Source organism: Bacillus sp. FSL K6-1284, from assembly GCF_038002625.1.
In the GTDB taxonomy this organism is placed as follows: domain Bacteria; phylum Bacillota; class Bacilli; order Bacillales; family Bacillaceae; genus Bacillus; species Bacillus paralicheniformis.
Window position 1 is genome coordinate 1,509,734 of sequence record NZ_JBBOCW010000001.1, and the last position, 20,431, is coordinate 1,530,164.

Below are 20,431 nucleotides of genomic sequence, written 5' to 3' on the forward strand. Positions count from 1 at the left end.
CATGGAAATCCAAAAGAAAATTGAAATCGCACCAGAAATTATGAATTTGGCTAAAGAGAAAGGATGGAGCGAAGAAGAGCTCGCCAAAGCACTTTATCTTCTTCACTCAAACATCGAATCATCCTGTTATTAATCTAGTTTTTTCAAAGTTTCATGTGTGTCGGCAAGCATTCTCAATACAGACTCGTACTTGAATAAAGGTTTAGATACACCTGTTTGTTGAGTCTGTTGAGCCCAAGATTCTATATAGGAAATTACCAAATCAACAGCCAACTCTTTATCCGTTTTTCCCAAAGTAAACACCACCTTTCTCAGAAGATTTTACCACAAGAGAAAGGTTGGCAGATTACAAACCACAGCATAGGAGGCGAACATTTTGGCTAATCTCGGTATCTCACTTGATAACTTACCGAACGAAACGGTTTTCGAAATTGTTAAATCGCTTTGCGAAAAAGCTTATCAGCAAGGCGTGGAGGACGGCGCAAAAAAATATACGTATCCTCCAATATTAAAAAACACTCATTTGCAAGAGATTTTCCAAATCAAATCGGCAGCGGTGACAAGACTAACCGGAATCGATTCCTTTCCGAAATTGAAAACAATTCAAGCTAGATACCCGCGCGATCTCGTTTTTGAATGGATCAAACAAAACTCAACATGGGTTGAAGAGAACACGAATTACTTCAAAAAGGAGGCATCAGCGTGAATCAATTACAAACATTCAAAAATGAACTCTTTGAAGTATCCGCAAAAATTGAAAATGATCAAATCTTATTCGATGTCGAGCATGTTGCAAAAAGTCTAGGCTTCAAACAAATCAAAAATAACAAAGAGTACATCAGGTGGGGAACAGTAAACAGATATTTAAGCAAATATCTTTCCCAAGATGTTGGGAAAGGATTTTATCCCCGAACCACTGGTTTACAAGCTGGCTTTCAAAGCCTCGAACGAAGTCGCTGAACAGTTTCAGGACTGGTTGGCAATCGATGTCATCCCAACAATCAGAAAAACAGGTCAGTATGTTCCCAAGATGTTAACCGAGAGAGAGCAGCGTATCGAATCTCTCAAACTCTTATTAGAAACCTCACAGCGTCAGGACGAAATGCAAAAAGCCCTGAGCAAACATGAAAATAAGTTGCTCGAACTTAGCGAAAAAGTGGACGAACAGATCACGCTTGATCACGGAGAACAGCACCGGCTTCAAAAGGGCGTAGCTCGTCGGGTCTATCAATTCACGGATGACAAGAAAGAAGCCGCAAGGCTTTTCAAGGAATTATACCGTGAAATCAAAGATCGATTTGGGGTCACAAGCTATAAAGATGTGAAGCGTAAGGAGCTGTTAACCGCGATCAACTATATTGAAAATTGGGTTCCTCGAAAGGTTTCATAGCCTAACGATCACCCTCTTTAATAAATTTTACCAAACGAAACACCGTAAAACAGGAGGCGAACATATGGAGAACAACCCGTATAATCTGGATAATTTACCCGCAATTATGCGTGAAGTTCGAAAAAGATACGGACTAAATCAATTTCAGTTAGGAAGGTTACTTGGGGGAAAGGAGCAACAGTATATTTCAGATGTTGAAAACGGATTAATCAAGTTGACACCACAGTTTTGCATTAAGTGGTTTGAGGCATGTGGAGCCTATGAACATATTGACCTTATACATTACCTTTTCCACCTACACCCGACAGCGGCGGCTCCGATCGATCCAGCTTTGAACGAAAGCACCAGTACAGCAGTAATAAACATGACTCATCAGCTGGAAGAAGCGCTTCAAGCAATAAAACAACTTGCAAAATGGATAGCACGGGACCGGCCAGGTCGATCGGCAGAATTACCAATGAATGAGATTAAGCAAATTTTCGACCTTATCCCTGCAAATAAAACACTGATTTATTCATTGTCCCGGAATCACGGCTTGAATATTAAAGAACTGGCCGATAGATGGACGCGGAAGGCGTTAGTGGATCATGTGGCAATGGCCAGAAAAGAAGAAAGGCAGGCGGTATGAAATGAAGATCAATCAATTTCTCAAAACAGATATTGAGGCGGCAAAAAGAAAAATGGAATCAGTGGAAGATTTGTCGGACATGCTTTCAGAAGCATTACAAGATGATGATTTTGATGAGGCCATTAGTATGGCGGGAACCATCAAGGTTTTAGCTGAGGATTTAAGCAGAATGGCAAACAAAGCACGATTGTATGAAGCAGCTTTAAAAATGCAACAGCGCAAAGTTAGCGTAACTGTAACAGGGAGGGCATTTCATTGAATATCGAACACCCAATGATCACGGAAATTAATCGTTACGGATATCCAAAAGAGTATTTGCGGCATGAGGACGAGGAAGAGCAGGAAGATGATGAGGAATAAAAAAGAGCCCACTTGGCAGAGTGGACTCCTAACGATTAGTAAAGAATCATTTATCTAATTGTACCAAATCACCCCATAAAAAACAATGGAGGTTTAAATATGCCAAAAGCAATTACAGCACCATTCAGTAACAGACGTGAAGATCAGCAGAGACTTTATAAGGTCGGCGGGTCTATTGTAATCGATAAACAGGGCAGGACGGTTTTCAGTTTCCCTTCAATGGACAAGTATCGAGAGTGGCAGCGGCTCGGGACAGAAGAATATAAAAGAAAGGTGGCGGCAGCACAATGAATGGACTGTCTAAAGTAGATTATTCAGATTACATGCCAGAAAGTCAGCAGACAATGAACGTTACCACGGAGGCAATGGTAAGCCGGCAGGCTCAGGAAGTACAAGCGGCTATGGTTATTGCAAAGAAATTCCCCCGTGATGTTTACGCGTCTTTCGAACGTATCAAAAAAGCCTGTGAAAGAAGATTACTAGCTGAAAATGCGGTTTATGAATATCCACGCGGCGGAACAAAAGTATCTGGGCCTTCTATTCGACTCGCTGAGGCTTTGGCCCAGAACTGGGGAAATATCGATTATGGAATTATGGAACTTGAGCAAAAGGCTGGGGAGTCCTCTGTAATGGCTTATGCCTGGGATCTTGAAACAAATACCCGCCAAACAAAGATTTTCACTGTTAAACATGAGCGAAAGGCAAAGGGGAAGATTACAAAGCTAGATGATCGGCGGGATATTTATGAATTAGTGGCCAATCAGGGAGCGCGGCGTTTACGTGCCTGCATTCTTGGTGTAATACCAGGTGACATTGTGGATGCTGCTGTAGACATGTGCCAGCAAACATTAATCAATGGCCATAAAGAACCTTTGGAAGATCGCCTACGACATGCTTTGATGCTCTTTAAGAAAGAATTCGGTGTGACAAAAGAAATGATACAAGAATGCATCGGCAGTAATTTAGATGCCTTCACTGAACAAGACTATTTGAAAATAGGCAGGATTTATACAGCTCTACGTGATGGAATGGCAAAAAAAGAGGACTATTTCAATATCAAAGTGACAAGCGCCACAAAATCAAAAGCGGAGGAAGATTTTAAAAAACAGCAAGAGAAAAAGGTTTCAGAAAGTAAGGAAAGGGCGGGTGACCCTGCTGATGAGAATACCAAAGCTGAACAAGGAGAACTATTACTCTAACGAAATAGACAAACATTATATGTCAAATTCTCAGTATAAAAAATTTCTCATATGCGAGGCTGCGACGATGGCTGAGATAAATGGAGAATGGATGCCCTCCACGTCCGAGGCCCTTCTCTTTGGCCAATATGTTCACGCCTGGTTAGAAGGGGAACAGGCTTTTAATGAATTTAAGAAGAACACCCCATCCTTGTTTACTCAAAAAGGCCACTTGTACAAACAGTATCAATTAGCCGACCTAATGATTGAATCAATTCAGAATGACGATCTATGTATGTTCGCTTTGCAAGGTGAAAAGGAGGTTATCATAACGGCCGAATTATTCGGCGTCCCGTGGAAAGGGAAACTGGACGTTTACAACCCAGCTGCAGGCCGTTTCGCAGACCTGAAAACAGCCCGATCCTTGCGTGAAAAGGTTTGGGATCCGGAAATAGGTTACTGCTCTTTTGTTGAAGCATACGGTTATATTGCACAGATGGCACTATATGCCGAGATAGAAAAGCGGATGACCGGACGAAATGAATGGCTGGAACCCCTAATCGTAGGGATATCAAAGGAAGATCCACCTGATAAAGCGGTAATCAATATTGATCAAGTCCGCATGGAAATTGAGCTTGAAGATATTGAAAAAAAGATGGATCGAATTATCCAAGTGAAGTACGGCGGGGAAAAACCAGAACGGTGCGGAAAATGCAGGTATTGCCGGGCTACAAAGCAATTAAACGGCATCATTCATTTTTCGGAATTGGTCAGCTGATGGAAAGAGAACTGATTAAGGTTCCGATCCCCTTCTGCTACAAGTGGATGTCAGAAGGGGCACCGAATCGCGCAAAGCTGTTCCGTGCTTATGTTGAAAGCTATTTGAAGACAAGCGAACCAGGTTTACGCCTAGTCCACATCAGTGGAATGACAGCACTTTGTAAAAGGAAGTAGGTGAGCAGGATCGATATGCAAGGTTTGGGGTATGTAATCCTGCCCCGGCTACCCTTTAAAGATGGACGCGATGAAACAATTTACGATTATTTGTTCAAAAAGGCGGAGTATCGGCTCGATAGAGAGTTAGATCCCGGCCAGACGATTATCAAGCTGGTCGATCTTGCCAAACGTTTCAATTGGTCATCGGATCAGATCAAATATTCCTTGGATCGAATGGTTAAACAGGGATATATAAAGTTGGATCGGTTGCCCCAGAAACGTGGTTTTATTGTAACGGTGGTCAATTACGCCGATCTCATACAGCTTGGCAATTACAACAAGAAAAAAGTCTCGGCGCCAGCGCCAACAGATGAAAAGGGGGACGACAAAGACATGGAGACAAACCCATTTCAATTTTTTGAGGATGAAGGGTTCGGCTTACTTTCTTCATTTTTAGCGGACATGCTTAAAGGCTTGATAGACGATTACGGCGAGGAAAAGGTGCTTGATGCAATGAAAGAGGCTGTTAAGCGAAACGCCCTTAATATGGCCTATGTCCAGCGCATCCTACAGTCAAATGAAATTAAGAGCAAGGAGTGGGGAAATGGCTATCCAGCAGCAAAAAAAGCAGGAAACCAAGGCGGTCAGTATAGACACGGCATTCCAAAAAATGATGCAGAGTCTTCGGGAAAAGTCAGCCCAATTTTCGGCCCCGGACGTATCGGGAGAAAAGGCTGAGTACGAATGTGAAACCTGTAAAGATCATGGCATTGTGTTTTATCGGGTTCACAAAGACACGAAATGGAATTATGACGAACGGTTAAAGCAACTTGTGCCGGAGGAAATGGTGCCGGAAGATGATTTCCTTTCTGGCAAGGTTTGTCCACCCGACAAGGCTCGGGAATGGAAAGATACCTATTCCAAACAATGCGACTGTGTGCGTCGAAAGAAATTAGCCCGGCTCATGGCAGCCAGCGGCATCACAGAAGAATTTGAAAAGCTTGTTTTCGGCAATTTTACAACAGAGGGAAGACCGGATCTGATCAAGGAAGCCTACGATTGTGCAATGGAATACTTTAAGGACTTTGAAAAGATCCGTGGGGAGCGTTCAAATAGCATCGCTCTACTTGGTCAGCCTGGAAGCGGAAAAACACATCTGCTCATAGCCATCATGAACAACCTCATTAAAAAGAAATTCGTAAACTGCTTGTATTTTCCCTACGTAGAGGGCACAGGCGATTTGAGAAAGGATTTTGACCAACTAGAAACCAAGCTCGACGCAATGCGGAAAGTCGATATTCTTTTCATTGATGACTTGTTTAAGCCGGCTCAAGGAAAGCCGCGTGCAACTGAATGGCAGATCGAACAAATTCAATCAGTCGTGAATTATCGTTATCTGAATCATCTGCCTTTGCTTGTCTCTTCAGAGCTGACAACGGACGAACTGTTGGACATTGATGAGGCTCTCGGTTCCCGAATCCATCAAATGTGCCGTGAATATACGGTAATCATCAAGGGCGACAGGATGAAATTAAACTATAGATTGGGAGACTAGTAATGAAAAAAGTTCAAATCAATCAATTAATGCCGGGAGTGTTTGAGGTAACGCGGCAGCAGGGAAACGGGCAGGACTTAACCCCGGTTATCCGAGTGTTGGAAGACAAAATCAAACAAATGGAGTTGATTCAGAGTGCTTAAAGCACTGCTGGTGCTGTTGTCGATCCTGCTGCTCGCCGGATACAGAGAAAAACAAATTATACAATGGATCGAAAATGACGGGAGGTAGAGGAATGAAAGTATGGCATTGTACGTCATCTGATAGTAGACCATGTGTCATGTGTAATCGAAAGACAGGAACCTATAAAACGTATGAGCAAGCAAACATGAATATAAAAATCCCGTTGTGCGATACGGAGGAACGGGATTGTTACCGGAAAGTGGACGTCAAAAAAATTGCAAATGAAGCTCTACGTTCTACCAAAAAATCCATTCAGGAGGTAGAGGAATGACAATCAATTTAAAAGTGATACAGGAGAAGCCGAAAGGGCTTTCTGTAGATGATATACAGGATGGGTACTTTCTTGTTAAAGGTAATGCGGTGTGGGTGATTAAAAAACATGCTTGTGATTTTACTTTAATCGAATTAGGTACTTTTCAACTATACCTTAGATCAAAAGCTGATTTAGAGGATTTAATTAATAGCCAGAGCGACATGAAAATTTTAAGCTCAAAACAAGTTAATTTAAATATCGGTTTCCAGTGGAGAGATTAACGGGAGGTTACGATGCGAGCTAATAAATTTAACGCCAAGAAAACACAGATTGATGGTATCAAATTCGACAGCAAAGCCGAAGCTCAATACTACTTACAGCTTAAATGGCTCAAGCAGGCAAGGCAGATCAAAGACTTTAAGCTCCAGCCCCGGTTTCTGCTGCAAGAAGCATTTAAAAAGAACGGAAAAACTATTCGGAAGATTGAGTATGTCGCAGATTTTGAGGTCCATAACTTGGACGGCAGCACCGAGATTATCGACATCAAAGGCGTTGAGACAGAGGGCTTCAAAATTAAGCGCAAGCTATATGAACGACGATATGACACGCCTCTAAAAGTCTTAGCCCATGATGATTCGTTTGGCTTTATAGAAATAGACAAGCTGAAAAAAATCAAAGGAAAGGCGGAGAAAACCACTGCAAAACGTAATTATCGCCGACGATCGGCCGTTGTGGGTTCGAGAGGAAGATAGAATCATGGTTTGCATGAGGCGTTGTTCCAAGTTTAAGAGGTGCGCCAGCCGCTTGGGAGCGGATTGTAAGATGCTCGGCGGCTCTGAAATACCGAAAATCAACGGAAAATAGCAACCTGAACAGTATGAAAAAAGCACCGAAGCGCGCGGCCTCAGTGCCCTGATATGAACTGGTACTTCTATCATAGCACAAGGGGGCTGCCAAATGTACAAACCAGAGCGAATAAATTTGAACAATGATTTAAGCTTCACAAAATCTATTGAGTCGGGGAAAGTCCGCGTCATCGTGTTAGATGGGAAAAACGGCACGGCGCACATCATGGATGCCCCGGAGCATGGTAAATCTATTATTCAAACGATAGACGGTAGTTTTAAGCGTGTAGATCATGAATTAGGCTTTAAAGCTGAATAGATGCAGGGGCTTTCCCTGCAAGGGAGGATCGACCTTGACATTAAAAGGAACCTGTCTCACCTCTGAATTTTCAACGCTTGTGGAGGGGGAGAATTACTTCCTGTTCCCTTTGGGTGAGACTCATTACTATGTATCAATTTTTGATTCTATCAATTCACATAGGGGAGCCTATCAAAAAGAACATTTCAGAGTGCTTTCAGAAGAGTATCCGCCGGAACCACCAAAAGGTGATTATGCACATTTGGATAGATCGAAAGTTTACCAGGCTGAATTGATTTGGAGAACAAAGGGGTATGCTTCGTCCGCCCCGTTAGGGACATATTTTATTGAACCTAGACGTACCCACTGCGCCTTTTTTAAAGACATAGAGTTAAAACAGTGTGAGGGCATTTTCCCATTGCATTGGTTTGTAAATTTTAAAGAGGTAGAGCGGAAATCAACATCTCAAGAAATCACAGAATTACCACAGGAGCAGTGGGAGCAGTTGAGTTTATTTTAAATAAATAGCAGGGTATCCCTGCGGGGGAGGAACATAATGAAAACAATTCCAGCAATAGCATTTAAAGCAAAGAATAAGCGGAACAGGTATTTGTGTGATGGGCCAGATTGTGGCGATTGGTCAGATGAAAACTTGGACGTTACAAACATAGAGGACGCCTTGTGCTTAGTGAGAAAAGACAAAGAAAGGCTGACAGATGATGACGTCGATAGCTTTTTTCATAAGCTTCAGTTTTTGGATTGGGTAGATGCTATGGGCATCAAAGAACATTATGACCCTGATCATATCGATCTGACAGAAGCGCAATTCAACGTCATTAAAAAGCGGAATGATTGGGGGACTGATGACTAATGAAAAATATCAAAAGACTCATCGTCCGGCTAATCGGGCGGAAAAAGAAGGAACAGAAAAAAGTTTTGAGTGGTGGAAGCTGATATGAGAATCATCAAAAAAGAAGTCAATTCACAGTACGGCGGACTATTCAAAAAGGTGTTTATTCAAGAAAAGGTTAAGGAAAACGACCGCGAATTGATCCAAGAAACAAACACGACTTATATCGCGGGTATCCCGGTTAGATCGGTGACAGAAACACGGCCGTGGGGTGTAAAAGATGCAATTTTGCAGGCGTGGGGATCGGCGAAATGAAGGAAGTCAAAGCGCTGCTGTCCATCCTGCTGCTGGCCGGATACAGGGAAAAACAGATCGAACAATGGTTACAAGATGACGGGAGGTAAGGGGAATGAAACAAGTTAGGTTTAAATTCGGGGACATCATCGAAAATGGTTGGGCCGGTGAGAAAAACCCGACGAAAAAAGGGATATTTGTAAGGCATAAACGGGGAACAATCGAATTAACCGACGGTAAAGGGAAGTTTTGGGAGGTTCGCCACAAAGCAGACCATAGAAACACCCGGATCGGAAGCATTTATGAAAATCCTGATCTATTGGAGGCGACGGAATAATGCCAAGTACAGAGCAAATAAAACGAATGAATGATATTAATGATTTGATAAAGTTTATCGCAAGCATTGATAGACGTATTTTCTATTGTAAGTCAAAGGATCGGATAGCGCATTTCAGATTTAGAACAAAGCTGTTTTTCGTGGATGGAAACACGGGGGACGATGTTTACCCGTATCAATTAGGCTATGAAGCAAAAGGTTTTTCGTATGGCGGCAATATGTGGGAGCTGATCAATAGTTTTAGGTGCTTCATTATTACCGGAAAGCCAGGCGATTTAAGGGATTATAAAGAAATATGGGCCTACAGTAAGGAAGGCTGTATGAAAATTCGTCAAAAGGCAAAAGAAATAGGATTTATTGCAACAACTGATTATCCTTATAGTTTGCGAGAATGGATGGAGGCGGCGGAATGACACTTTTACAATCTTCATTACTCCATACAATCAAGGCTCAGCGGGATAACATGATGACCATTGACGAGCTGGCCAATATGTACGTACTTCACCCGGATTATGTGAAATCGATCATTGAACGAACGGACGGGCTGGCGATTAAGGGTAATGTGGTTTATGCTCCGAAACAATCCTTCCTGCTACCGGCGATAGGGGCTGTCGGGTTGTTCGTTACTGTGGCAGTTCTCCCTCAGTTAATAGCGGGATGAAAGGATTGTTAAGGAAGTATGAATCTCCCTAATATGATTAATTGACAATATGATCAAATAGTAAGAAAGATCAATTAAGGAGGCGGTGTCTGTGATCGAATACAGCTGCAGTGAATGTGATTACACCGAGTTAGATATAGAAATCCGCCCGAATGCCTGTTGCCCCGTCTGTGGGCAGCCGATGAGTGCAGAAGAGGAATTTTGTGAGCAATAAAAAAGCGGCCGCAGGCCGGGAGGGGGAACCAATATGAAAAAATTCATTGCAACTATCGTCATTTTACTACTTGTCGCAATTATTGCTGGCTGTGAGTCCTGGGACAGAATGGTGAAAGATATTGATTCATCACATAACGGTTTGGAGCGGACAGCAACCGTCTACGATCAGAGCGGGAATAAGATCAAAACTTATAAAGGGAAGTTTGATGTCGAGATCAACAACTATGGAAATAAAGTCAAATTCGATCTGAACGGCAAGCGAATCATGATCAATAATGCTGTTGTGATTGTGGAAGAAAACTAAAGGGGGAGAAATCAATGAAATACTACGAAATCCATGAACCATATTATGCATTGCTTGCGGCAGAGGACGAAAAGAAAGCGGCTGAGGTGTATGTCAAGTGGGTTGCTGCTGATGATGGGACATTGAAATACAACATCAAAGAAGTTAGTCGGCAATATGCGCTTGGGCTTGTTGGGGATTCGGTTTTTCAATCTAAGCCTGAATTGAGTGTCGCGGAGTTTGTGAGGGACTTTGACGATAGAGAAAACACTTATTTATTGTTCAGTAGAGGTCTGGCATGATATTAGATTTTTTTGCTTGGTTCGGAATGGGGTGTGTCATCGGGCGCATACTTGCTTGGATCTTAAATAGGATGAGTAAGGCATGATCACAGCATTCAAAATCATCTTGTTAATGATCATAATGATATCATTTTTGTCTGCGATTGCTGAGGAAGAACAAGCAAAACGAGATAATATGACGGCTATCTGCATAGCCTCCATGTTTAGTCTTGTTGTCGCGTTTATTGTGCTTTGATAAATAACATTAGGAGGAAAAATCGATGAAAAACCTATTTAAAATTATTGTTACGCTGTCACTTTTGATTTCTGGAACGCTTTTATTCTCACAATCTGCGGCGGCTGTCTGGTCGCCGTGGCAAAAGGAAGCATTCGGCCATACTGCGAGGATTTTCACAGACGACACGAATTACTATTCGGGAGCAAAAACAGTTGACTGGCGAGCCGAAAAGAAAGGATCAAGCACACTTTACTACACAGCAGGCGTCTATAAAAAACGTTCTGGCGGCGGCTTAACTGATACAAATCTGGTGCAGCGGGGATACTTCAAGCACTCAACGCCGTTAAAGTCTTTCAGTGTCAGCGAGATTCGAAAGCGCACCGGTAAAGGGTCATATGTCATTCAGCTTGATTGTTACACGGACCCAGCCAAAAACAAATACATCGGCACTTTCGAATCCAAACAGATTTATATTAAATGAATTGTAATGGTGTAAGTTACAGATGCGGAGTGATGGAAATTAAAGGTCTGAACATTATAAAAGGGGTTTTGATTTTACTCGGTGGCGCCTTTGGATCAGTTACTTGTGGACTTACCGACCGATGTTTGGGGAAACGGTGACAATCGTCGTTTTCACCCTGGGATTAGTGTTTGCGACGGAGATTAGGAACTTGTTTTTCGGATTACTCTTCGTGCTTATCAGCGGCTTTGCTCTCGGCCTTTATGGATATATGTATCTGGATAGCTTCAAACAATTGCTTGTAATGCTGTTAGTCTCTTTGCCAATGGTATCAGCAATGTTCCTGCATGTGGCGGAGCAAGAGTCAAAATAAACAGGGGGATGCGTTTGAAAGACTCCGATAAAAAAATTTTGGACTAGAAATGTAGATCATTGTCTTTATTTGTCGAATATGTACTCAAATTTAAAATCACTGCTATAGTTGATTTAGATCTAATTACACAAATAATTATTGAATTTGGGTATTAACTGAACAAATAAGGAAAGGATAGAGTAGAATGGTCTTCAAAGAAAAAAATTTGCCGCCACAATGTCCACCTGCAGATGCAGTTCAAAGGGATGTTGAACCAGTATACAGATTCATTGAAAATGATACTCTACAAGAGATTGACTTTCTCAGTCACAGAGAAAGAAAATTACCTTATAAACACCCAGAGAAAGAATGCGAAGCAGCTGCTATCTCATTTTATACTACCGAACAAGCTGCTGAAGGGTTGCGTAAAAAGTTCAAAAATTTCAAGAAGAAAGTTTTAATTAAAGGAAAAATAACCGAAGAATGTGGAATACATAAAACAGAAAATTATCATCTTAATTTATGGCTATTCCAAGATGTTAATATGTTGAATGTTTTCCCGGTGGAATGAGAGGAGGTTTAAAATGAAAATACAAATGTATTCGGACTTCAAAGACCTGAAAATCATCCATATTTTCGAATACTATGATTTTCCTTTATTTTTCATTTCGAAATCTCCTTCTAATGAATATTATCTAAATTATTATATCGAAGAAACTGAAGATAATATAGATAAATGGCTATTTTGCAGAATTTCTGTTATTGAGTGCAAAAGTTTATTGGAACAAAGAATTTCGGTTTTAGAATTATTAAACAAACTGTACCAAAAAAGGCGTTTACATCATCTTTTTATAGATCCCTCTATAACTGAACCTAATACAGAACTAAATATTGAAGTTGTTGACGCAAATAATTTTGATTCTGAAAGTTTTCCAGAAGAAGATTTTTATGTAGAGTATGATTATGTTACAAATCAGAAATTAACAAAAGTTCAAGAAGAAATTATAGACAGCAAATTTAAACTGGTTCTTAAGGATTTTCAAAATAGCCATGACATAGGTTTGGATTTTCTCTTGGATATTTTCGGGAACTTCAAAAAAACAATGAATGATATTGCAAAAGATGTTGGAAAGAAGTTAGTAGGCGAAGGCTTTTCTGAAGAGATTAAACTTAGAGTTGACTCATTACAACCGTCATCATTTGGAGTTTGGATAAAAATGGAGTCTGATGACATATTCGAGGTTCCAGAAAAATCGTTAAGCCATCTTTTTGAAATTATACAGGATATTACAACAAAAAGTAAAAAAGAAATCGAAGAACAGATTTTTCTTGATGAGTCTTATTCATTTGAAAGCATAAAGAGTTTAAAAAATATGCTTGCAAAGGTATCTGAAAATAAATACACGTTTAAGTTGGAAGGGAATACAAAATCTAATGGTGAATCTAAAGTAGTTACTTTTGGAGAAAATTCATATGAAAAATTAGATATTTTAATGAATATTCTTAAAGAGAATAGTGAAATTACTTATGAGGATATTGAAGTGGAAGGTGAACTAACAAGTGTAAACACTGCTTATAATCAGTTCAGAGTTTCCACAACCTCAATTGGTGACATTAAAGGGAAAATAGCACCAGAATTATTTGCGGACTTGAAAAATAGAAACATACAATTCCGAGTACCAAGTGTTATAAAAGCGACAGTTAGAAAAGAAATAATAAAAGACTTAGTAGAGGATACAACGAAAATAAAGTACGAATTAACTGATTATAAACAGCCGGAGGAGTAGGATGGATTTTAAAAATATCACTCTATAATCGAATATAGTCCAAGACGGAAAGCCTGCGGACACTGAACTTACAGCATTTACGCTGTTTGTTTGGTGTCCGTTTTTTATTATCGCAACTTTTCAGTCACACCCCGCGATCACTAGGGTATCAAAAGGAGGCTGAAAATATGAAAAAGTTAAAAAAGAACACACAAAGAAAGCCGGAGAAATTCACTGAACGGGGATTTAAGGAACCTGATGGATACAAACAAGCCTATCTACAAAAGAGCCAAAGGCGGGGCATTCAGACAACGATAAGGGGGATTGATCATGAATAAGAAAGAGATCGAAAAGTTGATTAGTAGCTATCATTGGATGGCAAAAGAGGTCCGGAGGTTGCAAAGGGTGCTTTACGGTTCTGATATCCCTATGCGGAGCTGGGGCGTTGCTCAATACGGTTTGGAGGCAGCTATGCCAAAGGGAAGCCCTGGCAAGAGTCAGGCAGAGCTGAGGGATATGGATTTGAGAGAAGAACGGCTTTTTAAACGCCTTGAATACTTTGAGGACCGCGTATATGCGATAGAAGTGGCAGCCTCGAAAATCGCAGGAGAACAGCACAAAGTGATTTATGATTGCATGATGGAAGGAATGAGCTATCGAGCCATTGGTCTCCATCTAGGTATTTCGCGCGAAACTGTACGGAGAATGAAAGATGAAATAATCAACCAATTGTGCCAAGATTGCCGCTTTGTGCAGTTGTTGAATCCTGAAAAATCCGTTGTGTAAAATGGAAGGCAGGACGGGGAGGCAGGTTCCCCTGGTTAACCACAATACAAAATATTGAGGGAATGTGTTTTCGTTCGACAAATTTTGCAAAGTGTTTATTTTTCCATCTCTTTTCCGATATCAAGGCGGGAGGTGAATGAAATGAAGTTACAAGTAGTGCTTAAATTTAAGGACGGTATGATTTTTAAATCAGAGATTGATGGTACTGAAGGGGATTTTATAAAAACGATTCTTAACGGAAAAAAGAATAATGCAACTATTACACTAAATGAGAGTATAGTTAGAAAATATGATGAACTGTACTCTGTCGAGTTTGTTTTGTAAATTTAAAGCATCCTGCGGGGTGCTTTTTTATGTTCTCTGTAAACCGTGTCCAGTGAATCTCAGGATAGACAATCGGCGGCTAAAGAAGGCCCCTGAGTGTGGGCGCGGTTTAGAGAGAATAAAAAACACTCCAAAGAGTGCTTCATTTATTACCTTTCCAGTCTTTATCAAAGACAAAATTTATTGAAAGAACAGATGCTTTTTGGGAAATTTTTCGATTGCAGTTAGGGCAAGTGGTGTTAAATCTTTCAGCGAATGGATATTCACCTTCATACTCCATTGTGTACGGTTGCCCGCATAAACATTTATTCTCATATTTACGTATCAACAATTTCATCACCTCTTATTTATTTCCGGCATCACAATATTTTTTTACAGGAAGGAATTGTGTTGCCTATTTGCAGACCTAAATTAATTATAGATGAGGTTAGACGGAGAGAACAACTCCAAAAAGAGTTGTTCAAGGAATTGAGAATCAACCCAGCAAGTTTAGCTCTTGGATAATTACAAAACAAACACAACCGAGAAGGGGGCGGCGGGTGAATGTAGATGGCCGAAAAGCACATTCAAGCACAGAAAGATTACGTCAAAGGAATGAAATACAAGGACCTCGCCGAAAAGTACGGGGTGTCAGTGAACACCATTAAGTCATGGAAAAGGCGGCACGGTTGGGAAAGAAAAAAGGGTGCACCCTCTGAAAAAAGTGTGCACACAAAAAAGGTAGGTGCGCCACCCGGCAATATGAATGCTTTGGGGAACAAAGGTGGCGCAGCACCAAAGGGAAATCAGAATGCTGTGACTCATGGCTTTTTCTCCAAGTTTCTTCCGGAGGAAACGCTTGAGATCATGGAAGAGATTCAGGAACGCAGCCCTGCCGATATGATATGGGATCAAATCCAGATCCAATACGCGGCCATTATCCGGGCGCAACGGATCATGTTTGTAAAGGATAAGGATGACACAGCCAAGGAGCTGTCAAAAGTGAAAGGTCTGATCGTCGGCGACGACATCAAGTACGCCGAAGAAAAGCAGTACGAAGTACAATTCGCTTGGGACCGTCACGCAACCTTCCTGAATGCTCAATCGCGGGCTATGGGTGAGCTACGGAGCTTGATAAAGCAATTTGATCAGCTAGCGCATGAAGAAGATGAGCGGCGGCTTAAACTTGATCAAATGCGTTTGAACATCGAGAAAACGAAAGCCGAAGTCGAGCGACTGAACGACAATGAAAATGACTCAACATTTGAAATTATCATCAAGGATAAAGGTGAGCGATGATGGAAAAAGAAGTGAACCCCCGTTTCAGGGACTTTCTTTTTGATTGGTCGCAGAAATTTTATTTTCTCGTCGGTGGTTACGGATCATCCAAAAGCTATCATGTAGCCCTGAAATTGATTTTGAAGCTACTGCAGGAAAAGCGGACAGCCTTAGTCGTCCGGGAAGTTTATGATACGCACAGGGATTCGACTTTTTCCCTGATTGAAGAGATCATCACAGACTTAGGGCTTGAAAACAAAATCCGGTGCGTCAGCTCACCGATGCAAATACGATTCCCAAATGGCAGCAAGATCATTTTTAAAGGGATGGATAAGCCAGCAAAGCTGAAATCGATCAATAACGTATCAATTGTATGGGTTGAAGAGTGTTCAGAAGTTAAATATGACGGATTTAAAGAGCTGTTGGGGCGTTTGCGGCACCCGAATTTAAAGCTTCATATGATCCTATCAACAAACCCTGTAAGCAAAGGGAACTGGTCGTATAAACACTTTTTCAAAGATGACGTAAATCAGTTCTTTGTCTTGGATGACGAAGAGCTGTACAAAAAGAAAACAATCATAAAAAATAACACCTATTATCATCACTCGACAGCCGATGATAATTTATTTCTGCCTAAAAGCTATATCGAGCAGCTGGAAGACTTGAAAACTCACGATCCAGACCTATACCGCATCGCCCGGAAAGGTCATTTTGGCGTGAATGGGGTTCGGGTTTTTCCTCAGTTTGAGGAGTGGCCACACGATGAAGTTATGCAGGCCATCTCGAACATTGACCGTCCCATCAAGCGGGTAGGCATGGACTTTGGTTTTGAAGAATCCTATAACGCTGTAGTCCGGCTTGCGGTGGACCATAAGAAAAAATATCTCTATGTCTACTGGGAGTATTACAAGCGAGGAATGACGGATGACCGAACTGCAGAGGAACTCCAAGAATTCAAGAAAACCCAGGAGCTTATCAAAGCTGATTCAGCAGAACCTAAAACGATTCAGTATTTCCGGCAGCAGGGTTTCAATATGGCGGGAGCACATAAGTTCCAAGGTTCGCGCCTGCAGTATACGAAAAAGATCAAGCGGTTCAAAAAAATCATTTGTTCCGATCAGTGTAAAAACACTATTTTTGAACTTAAGCCGCTGACCTATAAAAAGGACAAGCTGGGTAACATCATTGAAGATGAATTCAAGATTGATCCTCACACTCTTTCAGCCATCTGGTACGCCCTAGATGATTACGAGGTCACCGATCTGAAGGAGAAACCAAAAATCCGGCCGCGGCCAAATAGAGAGAGGAGGTAAAGCATGGCTCAACAATCTGTGAAAGCCACCGTGTTCAAAGCGAATGCGTCGAGCGAAACGACTAAACAGATTTATGAAGATCAGTTCACCTATCAAGAAAATGACATCATTGCGCCGCCTTACAATTTGAAGGAACTGAAAAGTATCGCAGAATATTCGACGATTCTGCAGCAATGCATTCATGCCTATAAGACAAATATTCTCGGCTTTGGCTTTGATGTGGAATACACCTTTGATATCAATGGGGATGATGTACAGTCTGAAAAAAAGCAGGCTGCGGAAAATGACTGGACACGGCTTGAGGAATTTATCCGCTACCTTCATTTTGACGAATCGGCCGAAATTATTGTCGGGTATGCTATAGAAGACCGGGAGAAAACCGGAAACGGATTTCTAGAAGTCCTCCGCAACGGGGCCGGGAAACCAGCGGGAGTTGAATACCTGGACGTTAAAAGCATGAGGGTGTGTCACTATACGGAGCCGATCGAAGTAGAATTCACATTTCGGGAGCACAATGAAATCAAAACGATGAAGCGGAAGAAAAGATTCCGGAAGTACGTTCAGATGGTAGATGGAAAACAGGTCTTCTTCAAGGAATACGGGGATCCGCGAATTATGAATTTGCGGACTGGCAAATATGAAGCCAACACTCCAGAGGAGCTTCAAGCTAACGAAGTCATTCACTTCAAGCTCGGCAGCGGTGCTTATGGCGTTCCCCGTTGGATTGGACATATTGTAAATCTATACGGGGCCAGAAAAGCGGAAGAACTGAATTACATGTATTTTAAGCAAGGGCGCCATATCCCGGCAGCCATCACAGTCGAAAACGGGATGCTTTCTGAATCCTCTTATCAACAGCTTCAGGAGTACATGAATGACCTTGAAGGCACAGAAAACGCTCATAAATTCCTCCTGCTTGAAGTAGAGGGAATACCAACTGAAAAGGGCATTACCGGCGAAGAGGATGTGTCCTCCGTCAAAGTTGATATTAAGTCCCTGGGCGAAATTCTGCAGCAAGATGCCCTATTCCTTGAATATGACGAGAAAAGCAGAAGCAAGCTGCGTTCTGCCTTCCGCTTGCCACCGCTTTATACAGGGGAAGCACACGAGTATAACAAGGCGACGGCGGATACCGCTCGAAAAATCACAGAAGAACAAGTCTTTCAGCCAGAAAGGAAGATCATAACCGGCAAACTGAATAATTTGTTTCTGTCTGATTTGAATATTTATCATGCTCAGCTTACTTTAAAAGGTCCAGACTTCCGTGATCCGATGGAGATTGCCAAAGTGTTAGGGCCTTTTATTAATGCCGGCGCTGTATCTCCCAACGATCTACGGGATCTGGCTGGCCGCGTGCTTGGGAAAACACTTGAAGAATGGCCGGAGGATGAATACAGCCGGCCGCTTGGTAAAGCTCAAAACAATTCTTCTGATCCGCTGCAGGCTCTTTTTCAAAAATCAAAAGACAATCGTTCAGAGGATTTGATCATGTTGCTGAAAGATATGAGGGATGTCCTCGAGGAGCTGAAGCAAAATGAATAAGACCGATCAGCTTTTAAACATTCTGAACGTCTTTATTCGAAAGGCCGAGGAAGATGATGAAAAATCACTCGTGGAGGTTATACCTGATTTCCCCGGCCTTTCTAAAATACCCGGTTATGTTCAGGAATATGAAAAAAAGGTCGCCAGATTGCTCAGGCGCCAGCGTAAGAAGTTTTTAAGTGGTCTGAATGATTTTGTAAGCAAAGACTCAAAAGAGACGTTAGAAGCCATTCTGGTGTATTTTACGCAGAATCTATTTGCAGGGGACGACTTCGAGGAGCAATTTCAAGAGCTGACAGAAGGTTTCCTTCAGCAGACCATTGAGGAGCTGGCTTCTGTCATCATGGATTCATTGGATCCGGAAGTCCCGTTTAAAATTCTTTCGAGTCGTTCAACTAATTGGATCAAAGGCTGGTCTGAAGAGCTGGCCGAGATTATGAAATTAAATACCCATGAGGCGGTAGAAAATGTGCTGACAGAAGCCATTGAGAACGGTTCTTCTATTCAGGACATTGAATTGACTCTCCGGGACTTGCCGCAGTTTGATAGACCTCGAGCGCGGACAACAGCCATAACTGAAGTGCTTGCCGCTTCCTCTGCAGCGCAGCAGGAGGCTTATTCTCAATCGCCGGCTGTCATCGGGAAAAAGTGGAGGCACAGCGGAGGAAAGAAAAACAATCCTCGTGAAAATCATATGGCACTCGATGGAACTGTTGTTGGTGTAGACGAAGAATTCACGATCCCGGGCAGCGGTGAGACTTGCATGCATCCGAGGGATTCAAAACTCTCAGCTGCAGAGCGGGTTCATTGTCATTGCGTTCTAACACCTGTGGTTGATCACAAAATTTTAGGGTTGTCAGCTGAGGAAAAAGAGGCTATTCGATCAAATACTTCAGTAGAGTATAAAACTTTTTAAACTTCTTTTATAATATCCAGTAGAGATATGGAATATAAAAGGAGTTTTTTTATGCTTGCCCAATTTTTCAAAGATTTTGCTCCGCTTATTGGAGCAATAGCTTCAGCATTATTGATAAGTTATTTTGGAAGGTTGAATAAAAAATCTGAACAAGTTCAGGAGCAATTAAATGTAAGTTTAAATGAAGTATGTGAGCCTTTGCATACAGAATTGGAAAAGGTTTTTAAAACCTTAGACTATAAAGAGAGGGAAGAAAGATTAAATAATTTTTTCACGAAAATAACAAACGGAGAATTCTCTCTTGTTAAATTAGCTAATAGAGCTATTATTGAACGTATTTTCAGAGTCGAGAAGTATTATTACAAATACAAGAAAACTGGAAAAGCAAAAGATTGGAGTGATTTTTGGGAACAGTTTTTGATATTAAGGTTGGAGATTCATAATGAATATTGGGAGAATTTCCATGCTCTATATAAGGACACTATGTGGCATAGATTTATTAAGAGGATTAAAAATCCTTTATTAAGTGTTATACTTCAAATCCTTAGATTATCTCATCAGCTTTTAATTGTCTTGATAATTCTGGGGACTGTAGCTTTATATCTAATTCTTTATGATGCTTTCTTTAGTGATAAGCAGTTAAAAGAGTATCTTCGTGTAGTTGTTTACTTTCTTTATTGGTGTATTGTTTTATTCATGCTTAATTACTTATGTTTATTTAGTTACCATCACTTACTAACTCAAGAGGAAAATAAAATTTCTAAGTTTTTAAGAGGGAAATTTCCAAGAATATGGGGGTTCTTAAATGATGAAGAAAGACTTAAAAGAAGAAAAGTGAAAAAGAAGACAGATAAAATGAAAAAAGATCACTTTAAGAATAAAAAACAAGATAGTTTCTAAAGAAAAGAGGTGAACAATAGTGCCCCGAG

General features: G+C 41.2%; 33 protein-coding genes and 1 pseudogene. 33 read left to right on the forward strand and 1 reads right to left on the reverse strand.

The annotated features are described in order from the left end of the window. The first annotated feature begins 1 nt into the window (after nucleotide 1). Nucleotides 2-133 (forward strand): hypothetical protein, encoded by a 132-nt coding sequence (locus tag MHB72_RS07730; RefSeq protein WP_340902202.1) that lies wholly within the window; start codon nucleotides 2-4, stop codon nucleotides 131-133. Here the strand turns inward: MHB72_RS07730 and MHB72_RS07735 are convergent. Continuing rightward, nucleotides 130-294, reverse strand: coding sequence for a hypothetical protein (locus MHB72_RS07735; protein ID WP_340902204.1), 165 nt, complete (start codon nucleotides 292-294; stop codon nucleotides 130-132). The two genes, MHB72_RS07730 and MHB72_RS07735, sit on opposite strands and share 4 nt — an antisense overlap. Before the next feature lie 82 nt (nucleotides 295-376). On the opposite strand from MHB72_RS07735, the gene MHB72_RS07740 reads away from it, so the two are divergent. The 32 genes and pseudogenes from MHB72_RS07740 to MHB72_RS07895 all read left to right on the forward strand — a co-directional run bounded on the left by MHB72_RS07740 (nucleotide 377) and on the right by MHB72_RS07895 (nucleotide 20,402). Then, nucleotides 377-706 (forward strand): hypothetical protein, encoded by a 330-nt coding sequence (locus tag MHB72_RS07740; RefSeq protein ID WP_268339794.1) that lies wholly within the window; start codon nucleotides 377-379, stop codon nucleotides 704-706. Continuing rightward, nucleotides 703-1,390: pseudogene (locus tag MHB72_RS07745) on the forward strand (ORF6C domain-containing protein). Before MHB72_RS07740 ends, MHB72_RS07745 begins: the two are co-directional and overlap by 4 nt. Before the next feature lie 64 nt (nucleotides 1,391-1,454). Beyond that, nucleotides 1,455-2,018 (forward strand): helix-turn-helix domain-containing protein, encoded by a 564-nt coding sequence (locus MHB72_RS07750; protein ID WP_016886656.1) that lies wholly within the window; start codon nucleotides 1,455-1,457, stop codon nucleotides 2,016-2,018. A 1-nt stretch (nucleotide 2,019) separates the two neighbouring features. Then, nucleotides 2,020-2,277, forward strand: coding sequence for a YqaH family protein (locus tag MHB72_RS07755; RefSeq protein WP_340902207.1), 258 nt, complete (start codon nucleotides 2,020-2,022; stop codon nucleotides 2,275-2,277). Nucleotides 2,278-2,477: 200 nt separating this feature from the next. Beyond that, nucleotides 2,478-2,669 carry a hypothetical protein gene (locus tag MHB72_RS07760; protein WP_016886653.1) on the forward strand — a complete coding sequence of 64 codons (192 nt, stop codon included), beginning with the start codon at nucleotides 2,478-2,480 and terminating at the stop codon, nucleotides 2,667-2,669. Further along, nucleotides 2,666-3,577, forward strand: coding sequence for a hypothetical protein (locus tag MHB72_RS07765; protein WP_340902208.1), 912 nt, complete (start codon nucleotides 2,666-2,668; stop codon nucleotides 3,575-3,577). Before MHB72_RS07760 ends, MHB72_RS07765 begins: the two co-directional genes overlap by 4 nt. Next, complete coding sequence (locus MHB72_RS07770) at nucleotides 3,537-4,334, forward strand: PD-(D/E)XK nuclease-like domain-containing protein (RefSeq protein WP_016886651.1); 798 nt, start codon at nucleotides 3,537-3,539, stop codon at nucleotides 4,332-4,334. Before MHB72_RS07765 ends, MHB72_RS07770 begins: the two co-directional genes overlap by 41 nt. 185 nt (nucleotides 4,335-4,519) lie before the next feature. After that, nucleotides 4,520-5,230, forward strand: coding sequence for a DnaD domain-containing protein (locus tag MHB72_RS07775; protein ID WP_340904077.1), 711 nt, complete (start codon nucleotides 4,520-4,522; stop codon nucleotides 5,228-5,230). Next, complete coding sequence (locus tag MHB72_RS07780) at nucleotides 5,163-6,047, forward strand: ATP-binding protein (RefSeq protein ID WP_340904080.1); 885 nt, start codon at nucleotides 5,163-5,165, stop codon at nucleotides 6,045-6,047. Before MHB72_RS07775 ends, MHB72_RS07780 begins: the two co-directional genes overlap by 68 nt. Before the next feature lie 2 nt (nucleotides 6,048-6,049). Next, nucleotides 6,050-6,190 (forward strand): hypothetical protein, encoded by a 141-nt coding sequence (locus MHB72_RS07785; protein ID WP_179289486.1) that lies wholly within the window; start codon nucleotides 6,050-6,052, stop codon nucleotides 6,188-6,190. A gap of 307 nt (nucleotides 6,191-6,497) precedes the next feature. Continuing rightward, the gene (locus MHB72_RS07790; RefSeq protein WP_096747903.1) at nucleotides 6,498-6,764 is read left to right on the forward strand and encodes a hypothetical protein; all 267 of its coding nucleotides are present in this window, start codon (nucleotides 6,498-6,500) and stop codon (nucleotides 6,762-6,764) included. Nucleotides 6,765-6,776: 12 nt separating this feature from the next. Further along, nucleotides 6,777-7,235, forward strand: coding sequence for a DUF1064 domain-containing protein (locus MHB72_RS07795; RefSeq protein ID WP_059231574.1), 459 nt, complete (start codon nucleotides 6,777-6,779; stop codon nucleotides 7,233-7,235). Nucleotides 7,236-7,440: 205 nt separating this feature from the next. Beyond that, nucleotides 7,441-7,647 (forward strand): XtrA/YqaO family protein, encoded by a 207-nt coding sequence (locus MHB72_RS07800; RefSeq protein ID WP_016886643.1) that lies wholly within the window; start codon nucleotides 7,441-7,443, stop codon nucleotides 7,645-7,647. Nucleotides 7,648-7,681: 34 nt separating this feature from the next. Beyond that, entirely contained in the window at nucleotides 7,682-8,146 is a 465-nt protein-coding gene (locus MHB72_RS07805; protein WP_016886642.1) for a hypothetical protein, read from the forward strand. Between the two features lie 36 nt (nucleotides 8,147-8,182). Further along, a complete protein-coding gene (locus tag MHB72_RS07810; RefSeq protein WP_016886641.1) occupies nucleotides 8,183-8,497 on the forward strand; it encodes a hypothetical protein in 315 nt (104 codons plus the stop codon). Nucleotides 8,498-8,581: 84 nt separating this feature from the next. After that, nucleotides 8,582-8,791 (forward strand): hypothetical protein, encoded by a 210-nt coding sequence (locus MHB72_RS07815; RefSeq protein ID WP_016886640.1) that lies wholly within the window; start codon nucleotides 8,582-8,584, stop codon nucleotides 8,789-8,791. Between the two features lie 94 nt (nucleotides 8,792-8,885). Then, nucleotides 8,886-9,107, forward strand: a complete 222-nt coding sequence (locus MHB72_RS07820) for a hypothetical protein (RefSeq protein WP_340902215.1) — start codon at nucleotides 8,886-8,888, stop codon at nucleotides 9,105-9,107. Further along, the gene (locus MHB72_RS07825) at nucleotides 9,107-9,520 is read left to right on the forward strand and encodes a hypothetical protein (RefSeq protein ID WP_016886636.1); all 414 of its coding nucleotides are present in this window, start codon (nucleotides 9,107-9,109) and stop codon (nucleotides 9,518-9,520) included. The genes MHB72_RS07820 and MHB72_RS07825 overlap by 1 nt, the downstream gene beginning before the upstream one ends. Nucleotides 9,521-9,570: 50 nt before the next feature. Next, nucleotides 9,571-9,768 carry a hypothetical protein gene (locus MHB72_RS07830; protein ID WP_340902217.1) on the forward strand — a complete coding sequence of 66 codons (198 nt, stop codon included), beginning with the start codon at nucleotides 9,571-9,573 and terminating at the stop codon, nucleotides 9,766-9,768. A 247-nt stretch (nucleotides 9,769-10,015) separates the two neighbouring features. Then, nucleotides 10,016-10,288, forward strand: coding sequence for a DUF5052 family protein (locus MHB72_RS07835; RefSeq protein ID WP_016886634.1), 273 nt, complete (start codon nucleotides 10,016-10,018; stop codon nucleotides 10,286-10,288). Nucleotides 10,289-10,302: 14 nt separating this feature from the next. Then, nucleotides 10,303-10,569 carry a hypothetical protein gene (locus MHB72_RS07840; protein ID WP_016886633.1) on the forward strand — a complete coding sequence of 89 codons (267 nt, stop codon included), beginning with the start codon at nucleotides 10,303-10,305 and terminating at the stop codon, nucleotides 10,567-10,569. Nucleotides 10,570-10,829: 260 nt separating this feature from the next. Beyond that, on the forward strand, nucleotides 10,830-11,267 hold the full coding sequence (locus tag MHB72_RS07845) for a hypothetical protein (RefSeq protein WP_016886630.1): 438 nt from the start codon (nucleotides 10,830-10,832) through the stop codon (nucleotides 11,265-11,267). Nucleotides 11,268-11,803: 536 nt separating this feature from the next. After that, a complete protein-coding gene (locus tag MHB72_RS07850; protein WP_016886628.1) occupies nucleotides 11,804-12,169 on the forward strand; it encodes a hypothetical protein in 366 nt (121 codons plus the stop codon). A 13-nt stretch (nucleotides 12,170-12,182) separates the two neighbouring features. Further along, nucleotides 12,183-13,385, forward strand: coding sequence for a DUF6575 domain-containing protein (locus MHB72_RS07855; protein WP_016886627.1), 1,203 nt, complete (start codon nucleotides 12,183-12,185; stop codon nucleotides 13,383-13,385). A gap of 167 nt (nucleotides 13,386-13,552) precedes the next feature. Beyond that, on the forward strand, nucleotides 13,553-13,702 hold the full coding sequence (locus MHB72_RS07860; protein ID WP_340902218.1) for a hypothetical protein: 150 nt from the start codon (nucleotides 13,553-13,555) through the stop codon (nucleotides 13,700-13,702). After that, the gene (locus MHB72_RS07865) at nucleotides 13,695-14,150 is read left to right on the forward strand and encodes a sigma factor-like helix-turn-helix DNA-binding protein (protein ID WP_016886625.1); all 456 of its coding nucleotides are present in this window, start codon (nucleotides 13,695-13,697) and stop codon (nucleotides 14,148-14,150) included. The genes MHB72_RS07860 and MHB72_RS07865 overlap by 8 nt, the downstream gene beginning before the upstream one ends. Before the next feature lie 141 nt (nucleotides 14,151-14,291). Beyond that, nucleotides 14,292-14,474, forward strand: coding sequence for a hypothetical protein (locus MHB72_RS07870; RefSeq protein WP_016886624.1), 183 nt, complete (start codon nucleotides 14,292-14,294; stop codon nucleotides 14,472-14,474). Between the two features lie 549 nt (nucleotides 14,475-15,023). Beyond that, nucleotides 15,024-15,752 carry a phage terminase small subunit gene (gene terS / locus MHB72_RS07875; RefSeq protein ID WP_016886623.1) on the forward strand — a complete coding sequence of 243 codons (729 nt, stop codon included), beginning with the start codon at nucleotides 15,024-15,026 and terminating at the stop codon, nucleotides 15,750-15,752. Then, entirely contained in the window at nucleotides 15,752-17,044 is a 1,293-nt protein-coding gene (locus MHB72_RS07880; RefSeq protein ID WP_146335247.1) for a PBSX family phage terminase large subunit, read from the forward strand. The genes terS and MHB72_RS07880 overlap by 1 nt, the downstream gene beginning before the upstream one ends. Nucleotides 17,045-17,047: 3 nt before the next feature. Next, nucleotides 17,048-18,586, forward strand: a complete 1,539-nt coding sequence (locus tag MHB72_RS07885) for a phage portal protein (RefSeq protein WP_016886621.1) — start codon at nucleotides 17,048-17,050, stop codon at nucleotides 18,584-18,586. Further along, nucleotides 18,579-19,502: a phage minor head protein gene (locus tag MHB72_RS07890; protein ID WP_016886620.1), complete on the forward strand. Its 924-nt coding sequence runs from the start codon at nucleotides 18,579-18,581 to the stop codon at nucleotides 19,500-19,502. The genes MHB72_RS07885 and MHB72_RS07890 overlap by 8 nt, the downstream gene beginning before the upstream one ends. A gap of 51 nt (nucleotides 19,503-19,553) precedes the next feature. After that, on the forward strand, nucleotides 19,554-20,402 hold the full coding sequence (locus MHB72_RS07895; protein WP_340902222.1) for a hypothetical protein: 849 nt from the start codon (nucleotides 19,554-19,556) through the stop codon (nucleotides 20,400-20,402). Nucleotides 20,403-20,431 lie beyond the last annotated feature (29 nt).